Genomic DNA, 16,897 nt, shown 5'->3' on the forward strand with positions numbered 1-16,897 from the left:
ATGGAACGACACATCGGAAGCTCGTGATTGAGATGAATAAAATCGATACAGATGGGACAATCAAATTCCCCGTCGTCATTCGGGACGCTCAGTCTCTCCCGTCAAAGTTACACTGTTCGTTTTCGGTTCAGGCATCCGAACCGGGAACGTTTGGCGAAGCAGTAACTGTTCCCCGTGATTCTCACTCTGTTGAAGAACGTTTCATATTCAGCACTCGATTCCTCATATAATCTAGATAGGTAGGATCCGATTGTGCTAAATACAAGACGTGGTTACAGCATCAGTCATAGTCTGTCTATTGTTCGTATCAGCCAGTCCGACGCAGCCATCTCCGTTTCCCGAGAGTACATGAGGTTGCCCTGAACGTCGAGGTTTCTAAAGCAGGTAGCTCACATTTCGCGTACGGTCACAGTCCCTACCATATTAAGAGAATGTAGGAGGCACAGATACGGATACGTACCCGGTTCCTCAAACGTATGAATGAATGGCTCTTCTGGAAGTATATCGCCCTTTCGCGCTGTTCCCCAGTCCTCAACCGCAGCCTCTGCCGAAGCGAACCTCCACTTGCAAAGTACTCGCCGTTCTCCGGGAACACCCTATCATCACCCTCGGGAATCACCTGTCTGCCATCCTCGCCGGTCACGGAGTGAGCGATCCCCGTCCCGTTCACCCACCCGACGCTGTCACCCGGTTGGACTGTCAGTGACCCCGGGTAGTATCCCATCAGGCCCATCTGGATGACGTGGTCGGTATCGGGCTCGACGACTTTGGGAGGGGGTGGAATTTCGCCTGCCGACGTCCGAACCACGACTTTTCCAGCCATCGTCTCAAAATCCTCATGTGGAAGACAACAGTAGTGATAGTGTCCAGGGACGGTAAACTGGTGCGCAAATCGGTCGCCCGGACTAAGCAGTCCGGGATCCGTCTATTCGGACCGAGCAGCGATTTCGGAGTCAAACCCACCGCTCGCGAAGCAGTCCGCCTCTTCGGGGATTCGTTTATGATTGCTATGAGAACTGAGTCAGAGAGCGGTCTTAGGGCGTGAATTTTTGCTTGACAACTGTGTAGTATAAAACCTATGCTGACCGTTTCAAATTTATATATCGCAATTGAAACTAGATACCAAATTGCCATTTTAACCTGAAGTGTAGATGGTTTGTTAATTTATGTCTGACGCAACACCGATGTTGAAGTAATATGGTAAAAAACTGTGAGGTATGACACGGCAGATCCGAAACTACGTCGGCGGCGAGTGGGTCGACACCACCGGCGGCGACGGCGAACCCATCGTCAACCCTGCGACAAGTGACACTCTGGCCGAACTGACCTACAGCAGCGATGCTGATGTGGATCGCGCTGTCGACGCCGGCACCGAGGCATTCGAATCTTGGCAGAACAGAGCGGTCGAAGAGCGAATTCAGCCGCTCTTCCGTTTCAAACGACTGCTGGAAAATCATCAGGAGGAACTCGCGGAGATTCTTGTCACTGAACACGGGAAAACGAAGCAGGAGGCGATGGGCGAACTCCGGCGGGGCATCGAGAACGTCGAAGTCGCCTGTGGCGTCCCCTCGATGATGCAGGGAGGCCACTTACCGAACGCTGCTCCCGATATCGACGAGACTGCCGTGCGAAAGCCGCTCGGGACATTCGTCGCCATCACACCGTTCAATTTCCCCGGAATGATCCCATTGTGGTTTCTCCCGTACGCAGTTGCGACGGGCAACACGTTCATCCTCAAACCGTCTGAGCGGGATCCACTTGTCATCCAGCGGATGTTCGAACTCCTTGACGAGGCCGGCTTTCCCGACGGCGTCGTCAATCTGGTCAACGGCAGCGTCGATACGGTGAACAAGCTCATCACCCACGAGGGCGTCGCAGGCGTCTCCTTTGTGGGATCGACACCGGTAGCCAAGCACATCTACGAGACGGCCGCCGCGGCCGGCAAGCGCGTCCAAGCGCAAGGCGGTGCGAAGAATCATGTTATCGTCTCTGACAGCGCTGACATTGAGTTCGCGGCGGAAAAGACGCTCTCGTCGGCGTGTGCCTGTGCCGGTGAGCGCTGTCTGGCCAACGATGTTGTCCTCGTCCACGAGTCAGTCTACGAGGAATTCGCCGAGGAACTTACCACGCAGGCCGACGAGATGACAGTCGGTTATGGTCTTGACGACGTGGACATGGGTGCGCTCATTACGCCCGAACACGAGTCCTCCGTTCGGGAGTTCATCGACAGCGCAATTGATGACGGTGCGACCCTGCTTCGCGATGGTCGTGACGTATCCGTCGATGGGTATCCCAACGGCAATTTCCTGGGCCCGACAGTTTTCGGCGATGTCGAGGAGGAGTTCGCTATCTCGCGTGAGGAGGTATTCGGCCCAGTCATTGCACTTGCCAGCTACGAAACCTTCGAGAACGCCATCGCGCGACTAAACCGCAGCGAGTTCGGTAATGCCGCGAGTCTCTTCACCGAACGGGGCGCGGAAGCCAGAGCCTTCCGCCAGGACGCGGAGGCGGGGAATCTGGCAGTGAACGCCGGTACCGCCGCTCCAATGGCGTTCTTCCACTTCGGTGGGCGGAAGGCTTCGTTCTTCGGTGACCTCCACGCACAGGCCGATGATATGATTCGGTTTTACACTGACGAGACGATTTATATCGAGCGCTGGCCCTCAGCCTGAATCGTAGACCGATCGCGGCCCTCTCCGTCTCGCGGGGGAAGAATATGTTACCTGCTTCGACGAAGATTTGATCTGAAGGTTACAACTGTTTTGAGAGAGGGCTTGCCTCAACTCCGACAGAGTCCAAGACTTGATGCATTGAGAGAGCTAGTCTCAACCACTACGCATGATTGGAAGTTGATGCTATAGCAGGTTTAGCGGGCCTATGATTCGTGGTTTCAGCCAGACCAGTGAACAGAAACTCAGTCGATGCGTTTCAGACGATCTTTCATTCGCCCCTTCGTGTCGAACGAACAACTATATCAACGTTTTCCCGAGCTTCTCGATAGTGTTGCTACTCAGCGAATTGAATCGCAATCTCTGGTCTGTGAATCTCGGCTGCGACCATTCAATGTTCAATAGATTCGATAGCTGTACGAAGATTCGAGGGTTGGACGCGAACGGCTTACTAAGCCGGTCTTCACCTCATATTTGCAATGGCAGGAAACAACGACCGACATGTCGAGGGTAGTGATTCTAGAACGGGGTGCAACTGATCATGCGCATTCCAGTCCCCAATAACAAACTCGTCGCCTTCACGCTGGCAGGTGCCCTCCTCACAGCCATCGTGGCTGGTGGCCTTGCGATGCCCGGCGTCGGCCTCGGGCAAACTGGTGGGCAATCTGGTGGGCAATCTGACCCGTCTGGAACGTCCGCGTCGGACGCTTCTCAACAAGTTGCTGCCGATACCCCAACGCCCAATCAGGAGTTCACGCCAGCAGTCCAGACACAATCCGGCTACGAGGAGGAAGAGCACGAGGAGTATGACGGAGACGAGGACGACGAAGACCACGAGGAAGAATACGAAGCGGAAGACGAGGACGACGAAGACCACGAGGAAGAATACGAAGCGGAAGACGAGGACGAAGAACACGAAGAGGACGAGTGACCAAGATGATGGAATCGCTCGCATCGCTCACTACACGGTTCGGAGACAGTCGCCGCGAGTTCGATTGCTGTGATACGACGTTTCGAGTCCAGGCGACGGGTGTCCGGGCCGGCGCTGCGGTGACCGCGGCGCGAGACACGGCCGAGTCACTCGAAGCTCAGCTGAACGCCTTTGATGAAGCGAGTGCCGTCAGCAAACTTAACCGCGGAGGAGAGGTCGTGAATGAGCACATTGCCCGTATCGTTCGCCGTGGACTCGAATACAAGGATCGGACCGATGGAGTGTTTGATATCCATCAGGGCCGCATTGAGCAGGAACTCAAAACGTTCCTGCGTGGCGACAGTGAAACACCGCCCACAGAATTTAACACTGGATCTGTCTGCGTTAGCGGCTCTCAGGTCGCTACTGATGTCGAACTTGACCTCAATGGTCTCGCGAAGGGGTATATTGTCGATCGTGCTAGCAAGACACTCGCAGGTCTCGGTCGACGTGGGTTCGTCAGCGGCGGGGGAGATATGTCTCCGCCGACCGGCCCGGTCGCAATTGAGAGCCCGTACGGCGACGACACACCGCTGAAGATTCTGGAGACGGACTGGCACGTCGCGACATCCGGCGGATACCGACGCTCACGAAACGGCACGGACCACATATATGACTCGACTACCGAGTCGCTCGGCTCGCGCCACGAGTCCGTTACCGTTGTCGCGCGTCGAGACTGTATGGAAGCTGATGCCCTAGCGACGACGTTGGCCGCACTCCCTCTTGATGAGGCACATGAATTAGCCACCGAGTGGGATGGGATGGAGGCGTTGATTATTCACGATGGCGTCTTCCACACGACAGACGGGTTTGAGACACATGTCAGGTAAACATAAACAGCGAATCACTATTATCGCAATCGTCGTGCTAGTTGTGGCCGTTCCGGCCCTTTGGCAAATCAGCGGCGTTCGTGCCGCCCAAGCGACCGAAGAGAAGCAAAGCGACCTCGTCGCTCAGACCGTTTCGGAGCGACAGGCACCGGCGGATTACGACGGGGATGGCATCAACGACTCCACCGACCAGTGTCCGACCCGTCCGGAATCAGCGAACGGGTTTCAGGACTCAGACGGGTGCCCAGATGTCGTCGAGACGACGGGGGCATCGTAATGTCGCAGTTTGTCTGGCTCCTTGACCGGGGTGCCGCGCTCGTCGCATATCCGGTGCTGTACCTGGCGGTACTCACCGGTGTCCTCTACAACACAGAGTCGTTCGGCGTGCTGCATGAGGCCGCCCAACGCATACACATCGAACTCTCTGTGTTTGCGATGATCGTTACGCTACTCCACGCGGGGCTTGGTATCCTTGACGCGTGGTTCGTCGTCACCGGTCAGGTTCCAGCACCGGCGTACTCGATGCCGTATTTCTTTGGAGGGATTACTGTCGGCGGCGGTGCACTGCTCATGCTCGTTGTTGCGGTGCTTGGCTTTACTGACGCGAAACGCTTCGAGCGGCCGTGGGGGCCACGTGTCGTCCACTCGTTCGCATACGCCGGGTTCACTTTCGGGACGGTTCACGCGGCAGCGGTCGGGACTGATTTGACTGGTCTGATCCGCCCCCTGCTGGGGCCCTCAGTTGCGTTTCTCGTGTACGTGCTCCTGTTGCGCCTGCTGATGCTTCGCAAAAGTTCATCGAACACGATCTCGACTTAGTAGCCGTCCCAGAGGCCAAGGATCCGGTCGACGACCTTGTCGGTGAACGAGCGTTGGTGAATCGTATAAAGATATTTGACCTGATCAGGATCGGTGACCTCGTAGACGACGCTGCGACCGTCGCGCTCTTTCGTGACGAGGTCGGCCTCAGAGAGCTTCGACAGATGCCACGAGATGGTCGATTGCGCCTTGTCCAGGCGGTCGCTGAGCTCGGTTGTCGAGAGCGGGCCGTCCGCAAGAAGGTGCGCGAGGATGCGGCGACTGTACTCCCGTCGCAACGCGTTCATCACTGCCTGGTCGCCTTCGTCGAACTCGGCAGCGGGGTAGTACCGCGTGTACTTGCCGTCGTCCGAGACATCGATCAGCCCTTCGTCAGCGAGCCAGCGGAGGTGATACTGGAGCGTCCCCTGCGCGTACTCAAGATCGTCGAGGAGCGCGCGAAAGTGAACGCCCGGCGTGTCAGCTACTCGCTGGTAGATCGCCCGCCGAGAGTCTAGTTCGAGGTCCGGTTCCGACATTGCTCAGTCTCGCATGAGGGCGACGAAGAACGTCAGGAGGCCACCGAGAATCAAGATTGCACTCCCGTGTTCGACCAATTCGAGCGTCGCATACGGGATATACGGGAGCAGCGGGTACTCAAGAAACACGATGAGTCCGTAGACGGCGAACATCGTGTATCCGAGTGTGACGATTCGCATCCGATTATCGCGTTCCCGTCGCCACGCGAGGAGGCTGAGGAGGCTGAGTCCCCCTGCAAGGACGAAGATACCGAGACTAATGTATTGTTCGAGGAGTTGAGCGAGTGGCATACGTTACTGTCTGTGCATACGGCCGGTGCGACGTGCTCGGCGGTCGGTACAGGTCAACGGATGATGGTATCGGTGAAAACGGTTAGCGTTCAACCGTCGAATCCAATCAAATAGGAACGTCGTCCACAGCGAGGACGCCACCAGTGACACCGACGACGCCGAGCGCCGTGCTGGGCCGGAGTATTCCGGCAGCAGCGAACCCGACGGCGAATAGGCTGGCGGCGAGCGAGAGGCGGGTGGGCGGCGCGGTGGCGGGCCTCCTCAGGGGCACAGATGCCGACGGTCAGGTCCGTCTCAACCGTGGTGGGTGGACCACCGAACAGCTCCGACAGGGCCATAGGGTCCCTCCTCGTCGACGACGGCCGTGAGCAGGACGTCGCCGGCAAGGTCACGGTCGGCGAGCGGATTAAACGCGACCATCACGGCCGCGAGTCCACCCTTCATGCCGCAGGCGCACTGCCCGTACCGTTTACTATCAAAAGTACCTCGTTTGGATTCCGGCTGACAGAGATTTCAGGCATTTTACGGGGCATATTCGTCAATCTAACTGGGAAATGGACGCCGTCTGGCAATATGGCATCGCTCAGACGGCTTGCCTGGCTGTGGGAGTACTCGGGACGATGCTATTGTCTACCAGCTTCGGACAGCATCCCATGTAGCCCCAAGCGGTACCTGATATCAATGAATTTGTTACCAGTTCGAGGAGGACTACTGTACTATGGATAGTTTAGACCCTCGTGTTCAGATTAGCTGATTCCACGCAAGGCTGAACGACCAAAGCCAATCGTCGGCTGTTTCTGCTGCAGCGTTTCTGAAACAGTTTGGGAAACAGATAGTTCGCCGTTTTACTTCTCTAAATATAGGTTCCACAGTGTTCCGATTTCCATGTTTTTCGTATCTGAAATCCACTCCGTATCGGTGACACGCCGCCTGTAACGATTTGGAGCCATCGACGAGAAACGCGGCGTCGTCAATGTCGTATTTCTCGCTGAGTTCGGTGAGACTAGACTAGAGAGAACCTTCATAGTGGTCGGTCTAAGCTTTGTATGAAGCAATTCATTTGTTTGTGAATCGACACCGGCGTACAGCCAGTACTGTTCATCATTGAGTTGGATCCCAGTCTCATTAACCACAACGTGATTCTGTGACCGGCCGTCTTCGGGCTGTAAATCAGCCTTGTGAACCCAATTATGCACAGCCGAACCAGCGCATTGGACGCCGAATCCCTCAAGAATAGAAACAGTATTCGAAAGTGATAGTCCGGCTAAGCCGTGGATGCAACTGACTACTCAGCTTCATCAGCAGTCGCGGTGTCGCTTCTCGCTCCACAAAATCTAAGTCGATTTGGGCGATGCTACTGCTGTAGCTAGCGTTTTCGGGCATAGAGCACGCAGAAAACGCTACGCCTCACTCTTCAATCTCTATCTGAACCCACGGTTGCAAACGTTCAAGTCGGACACAGCCACCCAGCGGCAGCCGGCTAATCACAACAGTCACTGCTCGCCACACGGAAGCGGGTCGAAAGCCTGCCGATCGATATGGTAGCATTTCTGTACACACGCCAACGCTGACTATGGTCGACGGCAGTCGGGACAATACATCTACTGGCCACCGCAGCGACGGCCCGGAAAAATCCCGCCGCTAGTCTGTGCCTGTTGCTGCTGGTGACCTTGGTTATCTGACGGAATCGACCTGACGGTACCACCATGGCTTAAGTACACAACTGCACTACAGAGGAGCCGAATGGGTTCGGAGTCGGAGTCGACGGAGACATCGCTGGAGACACTTCAGGAAGCACTCCAAACGGAGCGGATTACCTACGTCGATACGCTGAATGAGGATATCGGCGCAGTTGTTGAGAGTGCAGACCAGCTTGCCTTCAATTATGTTGTCGGTGACGTCTCTGACTACGGCGTGTCCTCGAATGACCATGTCCACCTTGATCTGGTCCATGAGGGCTCGACGATTCATTGTGTGCTCTTCGGGTACAAGCGGTCAGCTATCGACACCGCAATCGAGGACGGGATGCAGGTGGCTGTCAAAGGCTCGCTGTCGTACTACGAGGAGGGAGGCAACGTGTCCGTCATCATCGAAGACATCGTTGAGGTCGGTGAAGGCACGTACCAGCGTATCTACGAGCAAAACCGGCAACTGCTGGACTCGGATGGGTTGCTTGATCCGGAGCACAAACAGGCTCTTCCAGACTTCCCAGAGCGAATCGGGATCGCCACCAGTGCGACAAGCGATGCCCGGATGGATGCGGTCACCAGCATTCACGAGCGGTATCCTGATGTGGATATCGTCATCCAGAACACGAGTGTCCAAGGCGATGATGCAATGATGTCGATCATGGGCGCGATCAGTGAACTTGATGACGACCCGCTGATTGATGTCATCGTTCTCACTCGTGGTGGCGGTTCTGACAAGCATCTCCGGGTGTTCAACGAAACACCACTCTGTCGTGTCATCCACAAAACCGAGACACCGATTGTGGTTGGGGTCGGCCACGAGAACGACCGAACACTGGCCGATGAAGTGGCTGACAGGCGGGTGATGACACCGACCGAGGTGGGCAACATCGTTCCGGAGCGGACAACGCTGAACGCGGAACTGGAAACATTCGAAAAACGCCTCAACACAGCCTACACAGAGACCGTGGAGACGGCACTGGAAACGATGGATGGCCGGCTCACACGTGCCTACGGACGGACGGTCGAGTCAAATCTGTCCGCGTTCGATGCTGAGCTTGACCGCACATACGACACACACGTTCGCGATGAACTGACCGAGCTTGAGAACCGGCTAGAGCAAGCACGAACCCAGTACGATCAGCAGCGAAAACGTGAACAGGAGGACGCAGCCCATCGCCGCCAGCGTCAGCGGCTGCTGCTCATCTTGGTAGCGCTGGGCTTGCTCGTTGTGGCCTTGCTCCTGTACATCCTGCTTCCACTATGAAAGACGAGACAATCGCCGACAAGACCGACCGGCTTGAACAGATTATCCAACAACTCGAAAACGGAGACGTCTCGCTGGAACGAGCGAACGAACTCCATGCTGAGGGGACGGAACTGATTGGCGAACTCGAATCAGAGCTGGCAGTTGGGGATGGAGAGGTTATTGATCGCTGAAGTCCGGTTCAAACTGTCTTGAGCGATAGTACTCTCCTCACGGAATCAGCTCATATGTCAATTTTAGCCACAATCTTGCTCCCAATTAGTTCGTCACCCAGCCAATTGAGTCATTGTACTGCCGGAGATACGCTGGCGCGACGTTTCCGTCCAGCTGGGGGACAGACTCACCAGCCCGGTCAATGATTGTCTGTTTCAGCAGGTCACTGTTGGTCTCGAAGTCGGGATTGATCTGCAGCCGATAGTCGTGGTCGATGGTGAATAGTTCACGGTCGAAGGCTGCGTGGTGGATTTTGCTGAGCGGGAGGACATTGGTAGGATCCGCCCGGTGCTGTGGGTAATCACTCCAGGGCAGGACATGAGCGACATCCAACAGCCCGCGATGGTCAACACCAGATATCGGACAGGTTCCATCATACGTACGTGTTTACCCCGATGACTCAACGGCCGGCACAGCCTGATCTCGTGAGATCATCTCGTTGTTTCGGGAGACTCGCTTGAGTTCGTCATAGGGATTGCGTCCCTGCTGGCGCCACGTCGCCAGCAGGGACAGCACCGTCTCATGAACGAACATCCCGCGGTCATTGCGGAGTGTTCCGATAAGTTTCCGGAGAACCACCGGTTCACGGAGCGCGTTTTCGGCGGCATTGTTCGTCGGAGAGACCGCTGGCTCACCGACGAAGGTGAGCCAGTGGTCGAGGCCCCCTTCGATTTTTCTGATAAGTGTTGCCACTGGTCCGTCGGGAACCGACCGCTCAATCAGCGACTCAAGCTCTCTTCGTGCAACACGCTGGAGTTCTGCTCGCTCACGAAGAGTCAAGTCGCTCTCCAGTCGCGTCTGGAGAGCGACGTACAACTGCTTGAGAGAGTCGTAAATCGGTTTGCCTTCTGGCTGCTTTTCAGCGGCATCTTCAGCCTCTCGCAGAATATGTGCCCAACACCGTTGGAGATTGTCGCTGAAAGCTGGATAGGCCGTCCACCCATCACAGATAACTGTTCCCGCGAAGTCCTCGCCGAGGACTTCCGCGGGAACGTCGCTTCCACGACTTTCTCTAACCGCGTAGAGCGTATGGTTCTCGGTGGTGAACGTCCAGATCCATGCTTGCTCACCATCCCGTTTGACGCCTGTTTCGTCGATGTGGACAACGTCAGCCTGCTGGATCTGACGGCGGATCTGCTCGTATTCACAGCGACCGGCGCGCGCAGCGCGCTCGGTCGCGTGCCACGCGGCCGCGCCTGACAACTCCAGTTCATGCAGCTGCTCGAAACGGTCTGCAATCTTCCGATAGGGGAGGCGGTAGTCGTACCTCGACAGTGCTGATTGGGCGATAACGTTCACCCCGAACTGCCCCTCATCGGGGCAGTCGGGGTGTGTAGCGACTGTCTCAGTCCCACAGGAGTCGCACTGGTAGCAGTGGCGGTTGTACTGCGTGACTTCTGGTGGCTGCGGGTCCGGTATCTCCTCGACGAGTCGGGGGCTGACGCCCACCGACTCGTCGAAGTGTTGGCCACACTCTGGACAACAGTCACAGGTGACCTCAACTTCTTCGTCTGGATCAGCTGTAGAGCGCCACTCTGGGTCGTGACCGTCCTTCCGTCCAGGAGTGCCGCCATCAGTTCTGACATCGTCGCCTTCGTCATCTTGCGAGGTCGGGGACTCGTCAGTCCCCGACCGTCGCTTACTAGGCGGTGTATGTGGATTCTCGTATTTGCGAAGCCGTGTTTCGAGTTCTTCGATTCGCTCTTGCTGCTCTTCGATCCGTTCGTCCTTTTGCTCAAGCTTCTCCTCCAGCTCGTCAATTCGCTCTTCCATCTGGAGAAACCGTGAGAGAAGTTCGTCTTTACTGAGGTCATCCCAATCCACTATGACCACCTCAGCGTTACCTCAGCAGGGTCACCGGGATGGTCTCCGAGCGGAGACCATCCCTGGAGAAATCCAATTAGCCCTTGCTGAGGGTACATATGCCCCCGATTGGTCGCCTGTTACGAGATAGTGGCGAAGTTCATCGGGGCTAAACACGTACCATCATACTGGACCAGTACCGTCTCCCGGAACTCCGGGTCAACTGCCCGGGCCTGGACCGTCGTTTCGTAGGTCGTTGCAGTTGGAGCAGCTGTGGTGGCTGTGTCGGGACGTGGATCAGATCCGGCCCACTGCTCGACGGCGGTCTCGACAAACTGGTGGCCCCCATCCGTGAGTGCATACTGGTGACCGTCCTTGTGGACGAGTCCGAGGCTCCGAAGCCAGTTCGCCCGCTGTTTGGCCATATCCGTGTTGGCTGGATCCCAGCCCAAGTTTGCGTGTGTGTTGAGTTGCTGGTGCCCGATTTCTTCGATTGTCATCGGAGCGGGGACGAGCGAGTACAGCAGGCTACGGAGGCCGACGTTACGGCGACACATGATTTCGAGCAGCGTTTCGGTCGTTTGCTCAGCGACGTAGGTGGTCCCCTCTGGCCCAAGGCGCCAGTGATGGCCGTCATGTTCTATAAAGCCGACATTTTCGAGATAGTCGATTCGGCGCTGGATCGAGTCTCGACTTGAGACTCGTTCGAAGTGGCCCCGGTGCCAGCCGATGAGTTCATCGGGTGTAGGTTGTTGGTCATCAACATACTCGAGGATTGCAGTGAGTGTCTTGACGTAGCTTGTCGCCCCGCCGAACATCGGGACGATACTCCGGAGTCGGTCAGGTGGCATCTCTGGCTGGTATTTTGCAGGTCAGTACATGTCCTTTGGGACTACGCGGTCGAAGAAGGCCACAGAATGAGCACCCATCTGCTTCGAGGTGCTGGAGGAGGAGCTTTCGGCTCTGGTCGGTTGCGAGTTCGGTCAGCGACACGTCATCGTTACTCACACAACTTTCTGCCAAGCCGGGCTCGCTTTGAGTTCCTGAACCGCTGCGCGGAGTTCTGATTGAAGTGCCCCATAATACCGCTTTCGACCAACAGGTGTCTGGATACGGATAATGGCGGTCTCGCTCGTTACCTCAAACAGCGACAGCGACCACTGCCCAGCTTGATAGGACCATGTGCCGAGCGCCGTTGATTGCTCATCGTGAATAGAGCGTGTGCCTAATTCCCAACTCTGTCGTGACAGATGAGGTAGATTGAATGGAACAACATCGGGAAGCGTGGCAGAACAACTGCTCTCACACCGATTGGTATCTACCGCCATAGAACGAAATCTAGAACCGATCAGTAAAAACGTGTCTACTTCCCCGCCTAGAAGCGCCGACCGATCTTCCTCTGCAACGAGTCCTGCAGAAAGCTATCTACCGATGTTCAGAGACGTGGGATGGGGCTGAGGACGGCTCGACTGTGCGGTCAGACGCGAACGTCGGGACGCTGGCCGACAGGACATTCCAGAGCAGGCGTCCCACGAGGCCCGTAAAAACCGCACCGGGATACCTTGAACAGCCTGCAAAACTCGTCAAAGAACCCCCTCGTAGAACCAGTCACGGAGCAATAAATGCAACACACGTCAAATCCTGAACACGCTACCGGCAGAGACGAACGAGTACTGGGGCGAGTGGATCAGTCGACAGTCGCTGTTTATCCATTCTCATTGGGATTGAGCCAGTAGTAGACCACCGTCATGGTAAGTCCGACCACCATTGCGTCGGAGCCCAGTGATCTCCCGATGGCGATACCAATCCCAAACATTATAGCCGCCGTCATGACTCCTGTCACGAGTGCGTATTCAGCGCGCGAACGGGCGCGGAGCCACTGGTCGAGACGGTTGTAGAGGTCGCTCATTGCCCAGTTGCGTCCCGCTGATAGCTGGTGAGTACTGTCGGCAACACGACGCCAACGCCAATAAGAACTGCCAATGATACCCACGTAGCGACACTGCCCAGTGAGACATACCAGAGTAGCACTGCGACGAGGATGAAGGGGAGGGTGGTTTTCGTCTGCTTGGAGACCATGAGTTATAGTTGTTGGATAGAAAGTGTAAGCTTACCGCTCCCGAAATCAGGCTGTCACCCGACCGACACCGACCCAGCTACTGGAAAGCGCCGGGATATCGCTGGGAACAGCGCAGGGTTGATCTTACCGTCCCATAGCTGGCCGACACTGCCGGGGTTGACGACGAGTCCGTCGTCAAGAGTCTCGGCGTGTTGGATATTTCTGGACTGTCTCTTTGGAGTCCTGACCTCCCAGAACTCCCCTATAGTGAGGGTGATATAGAACCGTCCACACACCGTCTTCGAGACTCCTGAATCCTCAGTGCAGAGCAAAATTCTATCAGTTCGTGCAACAGACATATGCTTGAAACGCAGTCCACGGCACCAATGATCGGATTAGAACGAGGGACAGTCGAACTTGTCCCGTATCAAGCGGAGTGGAAACCCCTCTACGAAAAGGAAGTTGCGCACCTGAAAGCCGTTGCAGGTGAGCGAGTGCTTGATTTCGAACACATCGGTAGTACCGCGATCGAAGGAGTGCCAGCGAAACCGATCATTGACATACTCGCTGTTGTCGAAGACTTGAAAGATGTGAGGGGCTTTATTCGAGTTCTCGAGGAGAACGGGTATGAGTACCGACCCGATGACGACGTACACGGCCGGCTATTCTTCGCTAAAGGGCCACGCACGAACCGGACACACTACCTCTCGCTCACGGAATGGGAGAGTGACTTCTATCACGAAAAAATCGCCTTCAGGGAGTACCTTAGAGAGTATCCGGAGGTCGCTGAACAATATGCGTCGGTAAAGCGGGCACTAGCGCAGAAGTACCCAAAAACGAGAGAGAAATACACCGCTGAAAAGAGTGATTTTATCCAAGATGTACTCGATCGTACAATGAGTGAGTAGTTCATACTGAGTGAGTATTTCACGCAGTTGCTGGCGGAACTGTCTCGAGAACTACGGCGCTTTGACGAGCAGCGCAAGGTCGTCCACGACCACCCTGATGAACGAGACCGGGATACAGAACCCGGGACTTCGCGTCAACACCGCTTGAGGCCGGAGACGCTCCTGTTCCGGGCCATACACAGAGTGATTCGTTGTGGGAACTGGTCAGCATTCTTGCAGTCGTCCATCCATCCGGACAGTGAGGCCTTCTTTGCGAGCGTAGTCCGCGACGGCCTTGAACGGAAGGCCGAACGAATCGACGGGTGCCTCCTGTGGAATTGGCCAGTCATCGCTGTAGACGACGTAGGAATTGGTGGCAAGGCTGTACTCTTGATCGGCTTCGATATTCTGGCCGTTGACAGCCACACCGATTAGCCGTCCAGCCTCAGAATCGTACTTGACGGTCATCCCGCTGACGTCGCCGTGCCAGAGCCGTCCGTCTCCGCGGTGGGGACGGAAGGCCGCCTCCAAGAGGGCTCGTAGCTGTTCACCCGTGACGTGGAGGACTTCTACCGTACCGCCGAAAGGGTGTACACTGGCCACCTCACCAGCAGTGACCTCGCCGGACAGGGGTCGCCCCTCTCGAAGACCGCCATTGTGGACGAAGCTAACGTCGGTATCAGCCGCCCAGCGATAGGCGTCGGCCACGAGGTTGCCAACACGACTCTCGCCGCAGGTTCGCCGGTCGATATCCCGATGGATCGGGTCATCAACAGTGGCAACAGTCTCCAGTAGGCCGACATCGGCCAGCCGCTCACGTATCATGTCAGCCACGAACTCGTCGATAGGTCCCTCGGCTGTCGTATGACGGGTGGCAATCGGCGAGCGAATACCGTCGAAGAGCTCGACTTTCCAGACCACCTGCCCGTTCGCTCCGGGGCGGACGACCAGCGTTCCGTCGACAATTTCGTGGCGTTCCCTGTGGACGTGACCACCGAGGACCGCATCGACGCCGTCAACGGCCGCAACGTCGGTCTCTAAGTCGCTCCGCAAGTGTGCGAGAACGACGAAATGATCGACACTGTCACCGAGTTCACTGACCGCTGTCCGCACGCTCTCGACAGGACTGGTCACATTCAGCTCTGACGCGCCGGTGGGCGCAATCCGGGGAGTCGCAGGATCGATTACGCCGACGAATCCGACTCGCTGGGCATCCCGATGCAGGACTGTCGTTCCGTCTAACCCAGCGAAGGGAACGCCACACTCGTCCTCACTCTCCCGTTCAAAGACGTTCGCGACAATCCACTCCTGTGGACTCTCCGAAACCACGTCCAGAATAGGATCAGTTCCAAAGTCGAAATCGTGGTTTCCTAACGTCCCGATGTCGGTACTCACTGCCCGGAAAAACGGCATCGCTTGACGCCCTTCGCAGTAGTGGGCGAGGACACCCGGTGCAGTGTTGTCGCCGGTGCCAGCGACTACTGCGTCCTCCCCATAGATCGACTGGATGGTTCCGGCAAGCCGACCCATTCGCACAGGATCGTCACAGGCGTTCTCAATGTCTGAGTAGTGGAGCAGCCGGACCGACATCGCTCAAAGCCGATTCCAGCGGGGCATAAAAGTGTATTTCGCTTGTGATATATTAGCCCGGGGCTCCCGCTCTGGTCCCCAGCGAAACCGTCTCTATTGCTAGGCGAGATGCGTTTTCGGAAAATAGCCTCGATTGGCGCGTCCACCACTTGTTACGATCCGATTTCTTTAGGTCGATTGTTCGGCCAGCGTTTTGAGCTCCACCAGTCGCGGCAGTTCTGTGACGCCGCTCAGTACAACCAGAATCGACAGCGTGTTTTGATCGGGCGTCGGCATATCGCCGCTCCGAACCTCCGGTGACTGGAGTTCCTCTGTGAGCCATCGCCGCCCGTCGGTAACGGCATCGCGAATCAACCACGCGGGCGGCCCGGCAAACACAGCAAGGGCTCTATCAACCGAATCTAGCTCGCACTGGGCCGTCAGTTTGCCACGCACCGCTCGGCGGAGTGTCGTCTCGACGGCGTTGTATGCCTCGATTTCGTCGACATCGTCTGTGCTGTCACCGAGAAAGCGGTTTTTGAGCTGGTCTATAACTGTCCCGTCACCGCTGCCAGCGTCCGCCTGCAGTTCCTGACTGGCGTAGCCAAGCGTTGTGAAGCCCGAATCCGAGAGGGTATTGATTATTTCGCTGGCGTCGACAACGCTCTGGCCGACAGCGTCGGACGCCGTCGCCTCACCCGCTGCAAATAGCGCCCCCAGCCGCGTCACAACTGTCTCATTCAGCGTCTCGGAGGCCGCCTCGACCGTCTGCCCGCTGCCGAGCCACGCTTCGTTATCGAACAGTATCTGCCCGTCGACGGTCGATTCCAGCGCCCGGAGTCCCTGCATCGTGTTCGCGGCTGCATCGTTGTCTCTACCTGCGGGTAACACCGCCAGACAGTAGACTGGGATCGTGTAAACCTCTCTGAGCGCATCAGCAATGTGGGCCGTGGCGCCGCTGCCCGTCCCACCCGCAAGCCCGGCTACGACGACGATGGCGTCAATGTCGCTTGTTACCAGTTCGTCTATCGCCCGGCGAACTTCGAGCTGTTCGTCTTCAATAGCGGCGGTCCCGCTCGTTCGGTCCCCGTCTGTTCCGGTCCCATTTGTTTCGGAGAGTCCGAAGGTATGCCGCCGGTCGGCCGGAAGTGCGTCGAGTTCGTCGAGCGCTTCGGTGTCCGTGTCGACAGCACAGGCCGCACCGAGATACGTTGTTTCGCGGCGTTGATTGTCCTGCCACAGCCGCTCAACGATCCGGCCCCCAGCACCACCGATTCCGACTGCCGCGACTCGCATATGCCGTGTTTAGTGTAG

At 56.8% G+C, this 16,897-nt stretch carries 20 protein-coding genes and 3 pseudogenes; 8 read left to right on the forward strand and 15 right to left on the reverse strand.

The features are described from left to right. Positions 1-415: 415 nt before the first annotated feature. Positions 416-913 (reverse strand): cupredoxin domain-containing protein, encoded by a 498-nt coding sequence (locus ACODNH_RS20095; RefSeq protein WP_434531743.1) that lies wholly within the window; start codon positions 911-913, stop codon positions 416-418. 304 nt (positions 914-1,217) lie between these two features. Between ACODNH_RS20095 and mmsA the strand changes: the two genes are divergently transcribed. From mmsA to ACODNH_RS20120, 5 genes are all read left to right on the forward strand, one after another. After that, positions 1,218-2,672, forward strand: a complete 1,455-nt coding sequence (mmsA, locus tag ACODNH_RS20100) for a CoA-acylating methylmalonate-semialdehyde dehydrogenase (protein ID WP_434531638.1) — start codon at positions 1,218-1,220, stop codon at positions 2,670-2,672. 538 nt (positions 2,673-3,210) lie between these two features. Next, positions 3,211-3,600, forward strand: a complete 390-nt coding sequence (locus tag ACODNH_RS20105) for a hypothetical protein (RefSeq protein WP_434531639.1) — start codon at positions 3,211-3,213, stop codon at positions 3,598-3,600. A 5-nt stretch (positions 3,601-3,605) separates the two neighbouring features. Beyond that, entirely contained in the window at positions 3,606-4,469 is an 864-nt protein-coding gene (locus ACODNH_RS20110) for an FAD:protein FMN transferase (RefSeq protein ID WP_434531640.1), read from the forward strand. Then, a complete protein-coding gene (locus ACODNH_RS20115; protein WP_434531641.1) occupies positions 4,459-4,746 on the forward strand; it encodes a hypothetical protein in 288 nt (95 codons plus the stop codon). Before ACODNH_RS20110 ends, ACODNH_RS20115 begins: the two co-directional genes overlap by 11 nt. Beyond that, positions 4,746-5,288 carry a hypothetical protein gene (locus ACODNH_RS20120; protein WP_434531642.1) on the forward strand — a complete coding sequence of 181 codons (543 nt, stop codon included), beginning with the start codon at positions 4,746-4,748 and terminating at the stop codon, positions 5,286-5,288. Before ACODNH_RS20115 ends, ACODNH_RS20120 begins: the two co-directional genes overlap by 1 nt. Here ACODNH_RS20120 and ACODNH_RS20125 read toward each other — a convergent pair. The 5 genes and pseudogenes from ACODNH_RS20125 to ACODNH_RS20145 form a co-directional block, all read right to left on the reverse strand. Beyond that, positions 5,285-5,806 carry a winged helix-turn-helix transcriptional regulator gene (locus ACODNH_RS20125; RefSeq protein WP_434531643.1) on the reverse strand — a complete coding sequence of 174 codons (522 nt, stop codon included), beginning with the start codon at positions 5,804-5,806 and terminating at the stop codon, positions 5,285-5,287. The genes ACODNH_RS20120 and ACODNH_RS20125 overlap by 4 nt on opposite strands. A 3-nt stretch (positions 5,807-5,809) precedes the next feature. Then, a complete protein-coding gene (locus ACODNH_RS20130) occupies positions 5,810-6,097 on the reverse strand; it encodes a hypothetical protein (RefSeq protein ID WP_434531644.1) in 288 nt (95 codons plus the stop codon). 106 nt (positions 6,098-6,203) lie between these two features. Beyond that, positions 6,204-6,368: a hypothetical protein gene (locus ACODNH_RS20135; protein WP_434531645.1), complete on the reverse strand. Its 165-nt coding sequence runs from the start codon at positions 6,366-6,368 to the stop codon at positions 6,204-6,206. Between the two features lie 62 nt (positions 6,369-6,430). After that, a pseudogene (locus tag ACODNH_RS20140) lies at positions 6,431-6,574 on the reverse strand (M20/M25/M40 family metallo-hydrolase); the annotation flags it as partial. A gap of 264 nt (positions 6,575-6,838) precedes the next feature. Continuing rightward, positions 6,839-7,480: pseudogene (locus ACODNH_RS20145) on the reverse strand (IS6 family transposase). Between the two features lie 360 nt (positions 7,481-7,840). Between ACODNH_RS20145 and xseA the strand changes: the two are divergent. Together xseA and xseB are read left to right on the forward strand one after the other, a co-directional pair. Beyond that, on the forward strand, positions 7,841-9,052 hold the full coding sequence (gene xseA, locus ACODNH_RS20150) for an exodeoxyribonuclease VII large subunit (RefSeq protein ID WP_434531646.1): 1,212 nt from the start codon (positions 7,841-7,843) through the stop codon (positions 9,050-9,052). After that, the gene (gene xseB / locus ACODNH_RS20155) at positions 9,049-9,225 is read left to right on the forward strand and encodes an exodeoxyribonuclease VII small subunit (RefSeq protein ID WP_434531647.1); all 177 of its coding nucleotides are present in this window, start codon (positions 9,049-9,051) and stop codon (positions 9,223-9,225) included. Before xseA ends, xseB begins: the two co-directional genes overlap by 4 nt. 85 nt (positions 9,226-9,310) lie before the next feature. Here xseB and ACODNH_RS20160 read toward each other — a convergent pair. The 7 genes and pseudogenes from ACODNH_RS20160 to ACODNH_RS20190 all read right to left on the reverse strand — a co-directional run. After that, a pseudogene (locus ACODNH_RS20160) lies at positions 9,311-9,643 on the reverse strand (HNH endonuclease); the annotation flags it as partial. Positions 9,644-9,652: 9 nt separating this feature from the next. Further along, complete coding sequence (gene tnpC / locus ACODNH_RS20165) at positions 9,653-11,038, reverse strand: IS66 family transposase (RefSeq protein WP_434530227.1); 1,386 nt, start codon at positions 11,036-11,038, stop codon at positions 9,653-9,655. 170 nt (positions 11,039-11,208) lie between these two features. Beyond that, positions 11,209-11,919 carry a hypothetical protein gene (locus tag ACODNH_RS20170; protein WP_434531648.1) on the reverse strand — a complete coding sequence of 237 codons (711 nt, stop codon included), beginning with the start codon at positions 11,917-11,919 and terminating at the stop codon, positions 11,209-11,211. 153 nt (positions 11,920-12,072) lie between these two features. After that, entirely contained in the window at positions 12,073-12,396 is a 324-nt protein-coding gene (locus ACODNH_RS20175; RefSeq protein WP_434531649.1) for a hypothetical protein, read from the reverse strand. Between the two features lie 377 nt (positions 12,397-12,773). Continuing rightward, positions 12,774-12,977: a hypothetical protein gene (locus tag ACODNH_RS20180; RefSeq protein WP_434531650.1), complete on the reverse strand. Its 204-nt coding sequence runs from the start codon at positions 12,975-12,977 to the stop codon at positions 12,774-12,776. Continuing rightward, positions 12,974-13,147 (reverse strand): hypothetical protein, encoded by a 174-nt coding sequence (locus ACODNH_RS20185; RefSeq protein ID WP_434531651.1) that lies wholly within the window; start codon positions 13,145-13,147, stop codon positions 12,974-12,976. The genes ACODNH_RS20180 and ACODNH_RS20185 overlap by 4 nt, the downstream gene beginning before the upstream one ends. A gap of 54 nt (positions 13,148-13,201) precedes the next feature. Further along, positions 13,202-13,486 carry a hypothetical protein gene (locus ACODNH_RS20190; RefSeq protein ID WP_434531652.1) on the reverse strand — a complete coding sequence of 95 codons (285 nt, stop codon included), beginning with the start codon at positions 13,484-13,486 and terminating at the stop codon, positions 13,202-13,204. Positions 13,487-13,513: 27 nt separating this feature from the next. Here ACODNH_RS20190 and ACODNH_RS20195 point away from each other — a divergent pair, with 27 nt between their 5' ends. Beyond that, complete coding sequence (locus tag ACODNH_RS20195) at positions 13,514-14,035, forward strand: GrpB family protein (protein ID WP_434531653.1); 522 nt, start codon at positions 13,514-13,516, stop codon at positions 14,033-14,035. A gap of 204 nt (positions 14,036-14,239) precedes the next feature. Here ACODNH_RS20195 and ACODNH_RS20200 read toward each other — a convergent pair whose 3' ends face one another. Then, the gene (locus tag ACODNH_RS20200) at positions 14,240-15,604 is read right to left on the reverse strand and encodes a bifunctional metallophosphatase/5'-nucleotidase (protein ID WP_434531654.1); all 1,365 of its coding nucleotides are present in this window, start codon (positions 15,602-15,604) and stop codon (positions 14,240-14,242) included. Positions 15,605-15,772: 168 nt separating this feature from the next. Beyond that, entirely contained in the window at positions 15,773-16,879 is a 1,107-nt protein-coding gene (locus ACODNH_RS20205; protein WP_434531655.1) for a tubulin/FtsZ family protein, read from the reverse strand. Positions 16,880-16,897: the final 18 nt, after the last annotated feature.

Source organism: Haloarcula sp. NS06 (genome assembly GCF_051122755.1).
Classification (GTDB): domain Archaea; phylum Halobacteriota; class Halobacteria; order Halobacteriales; family Haloarculaceae; genus Haloarcula.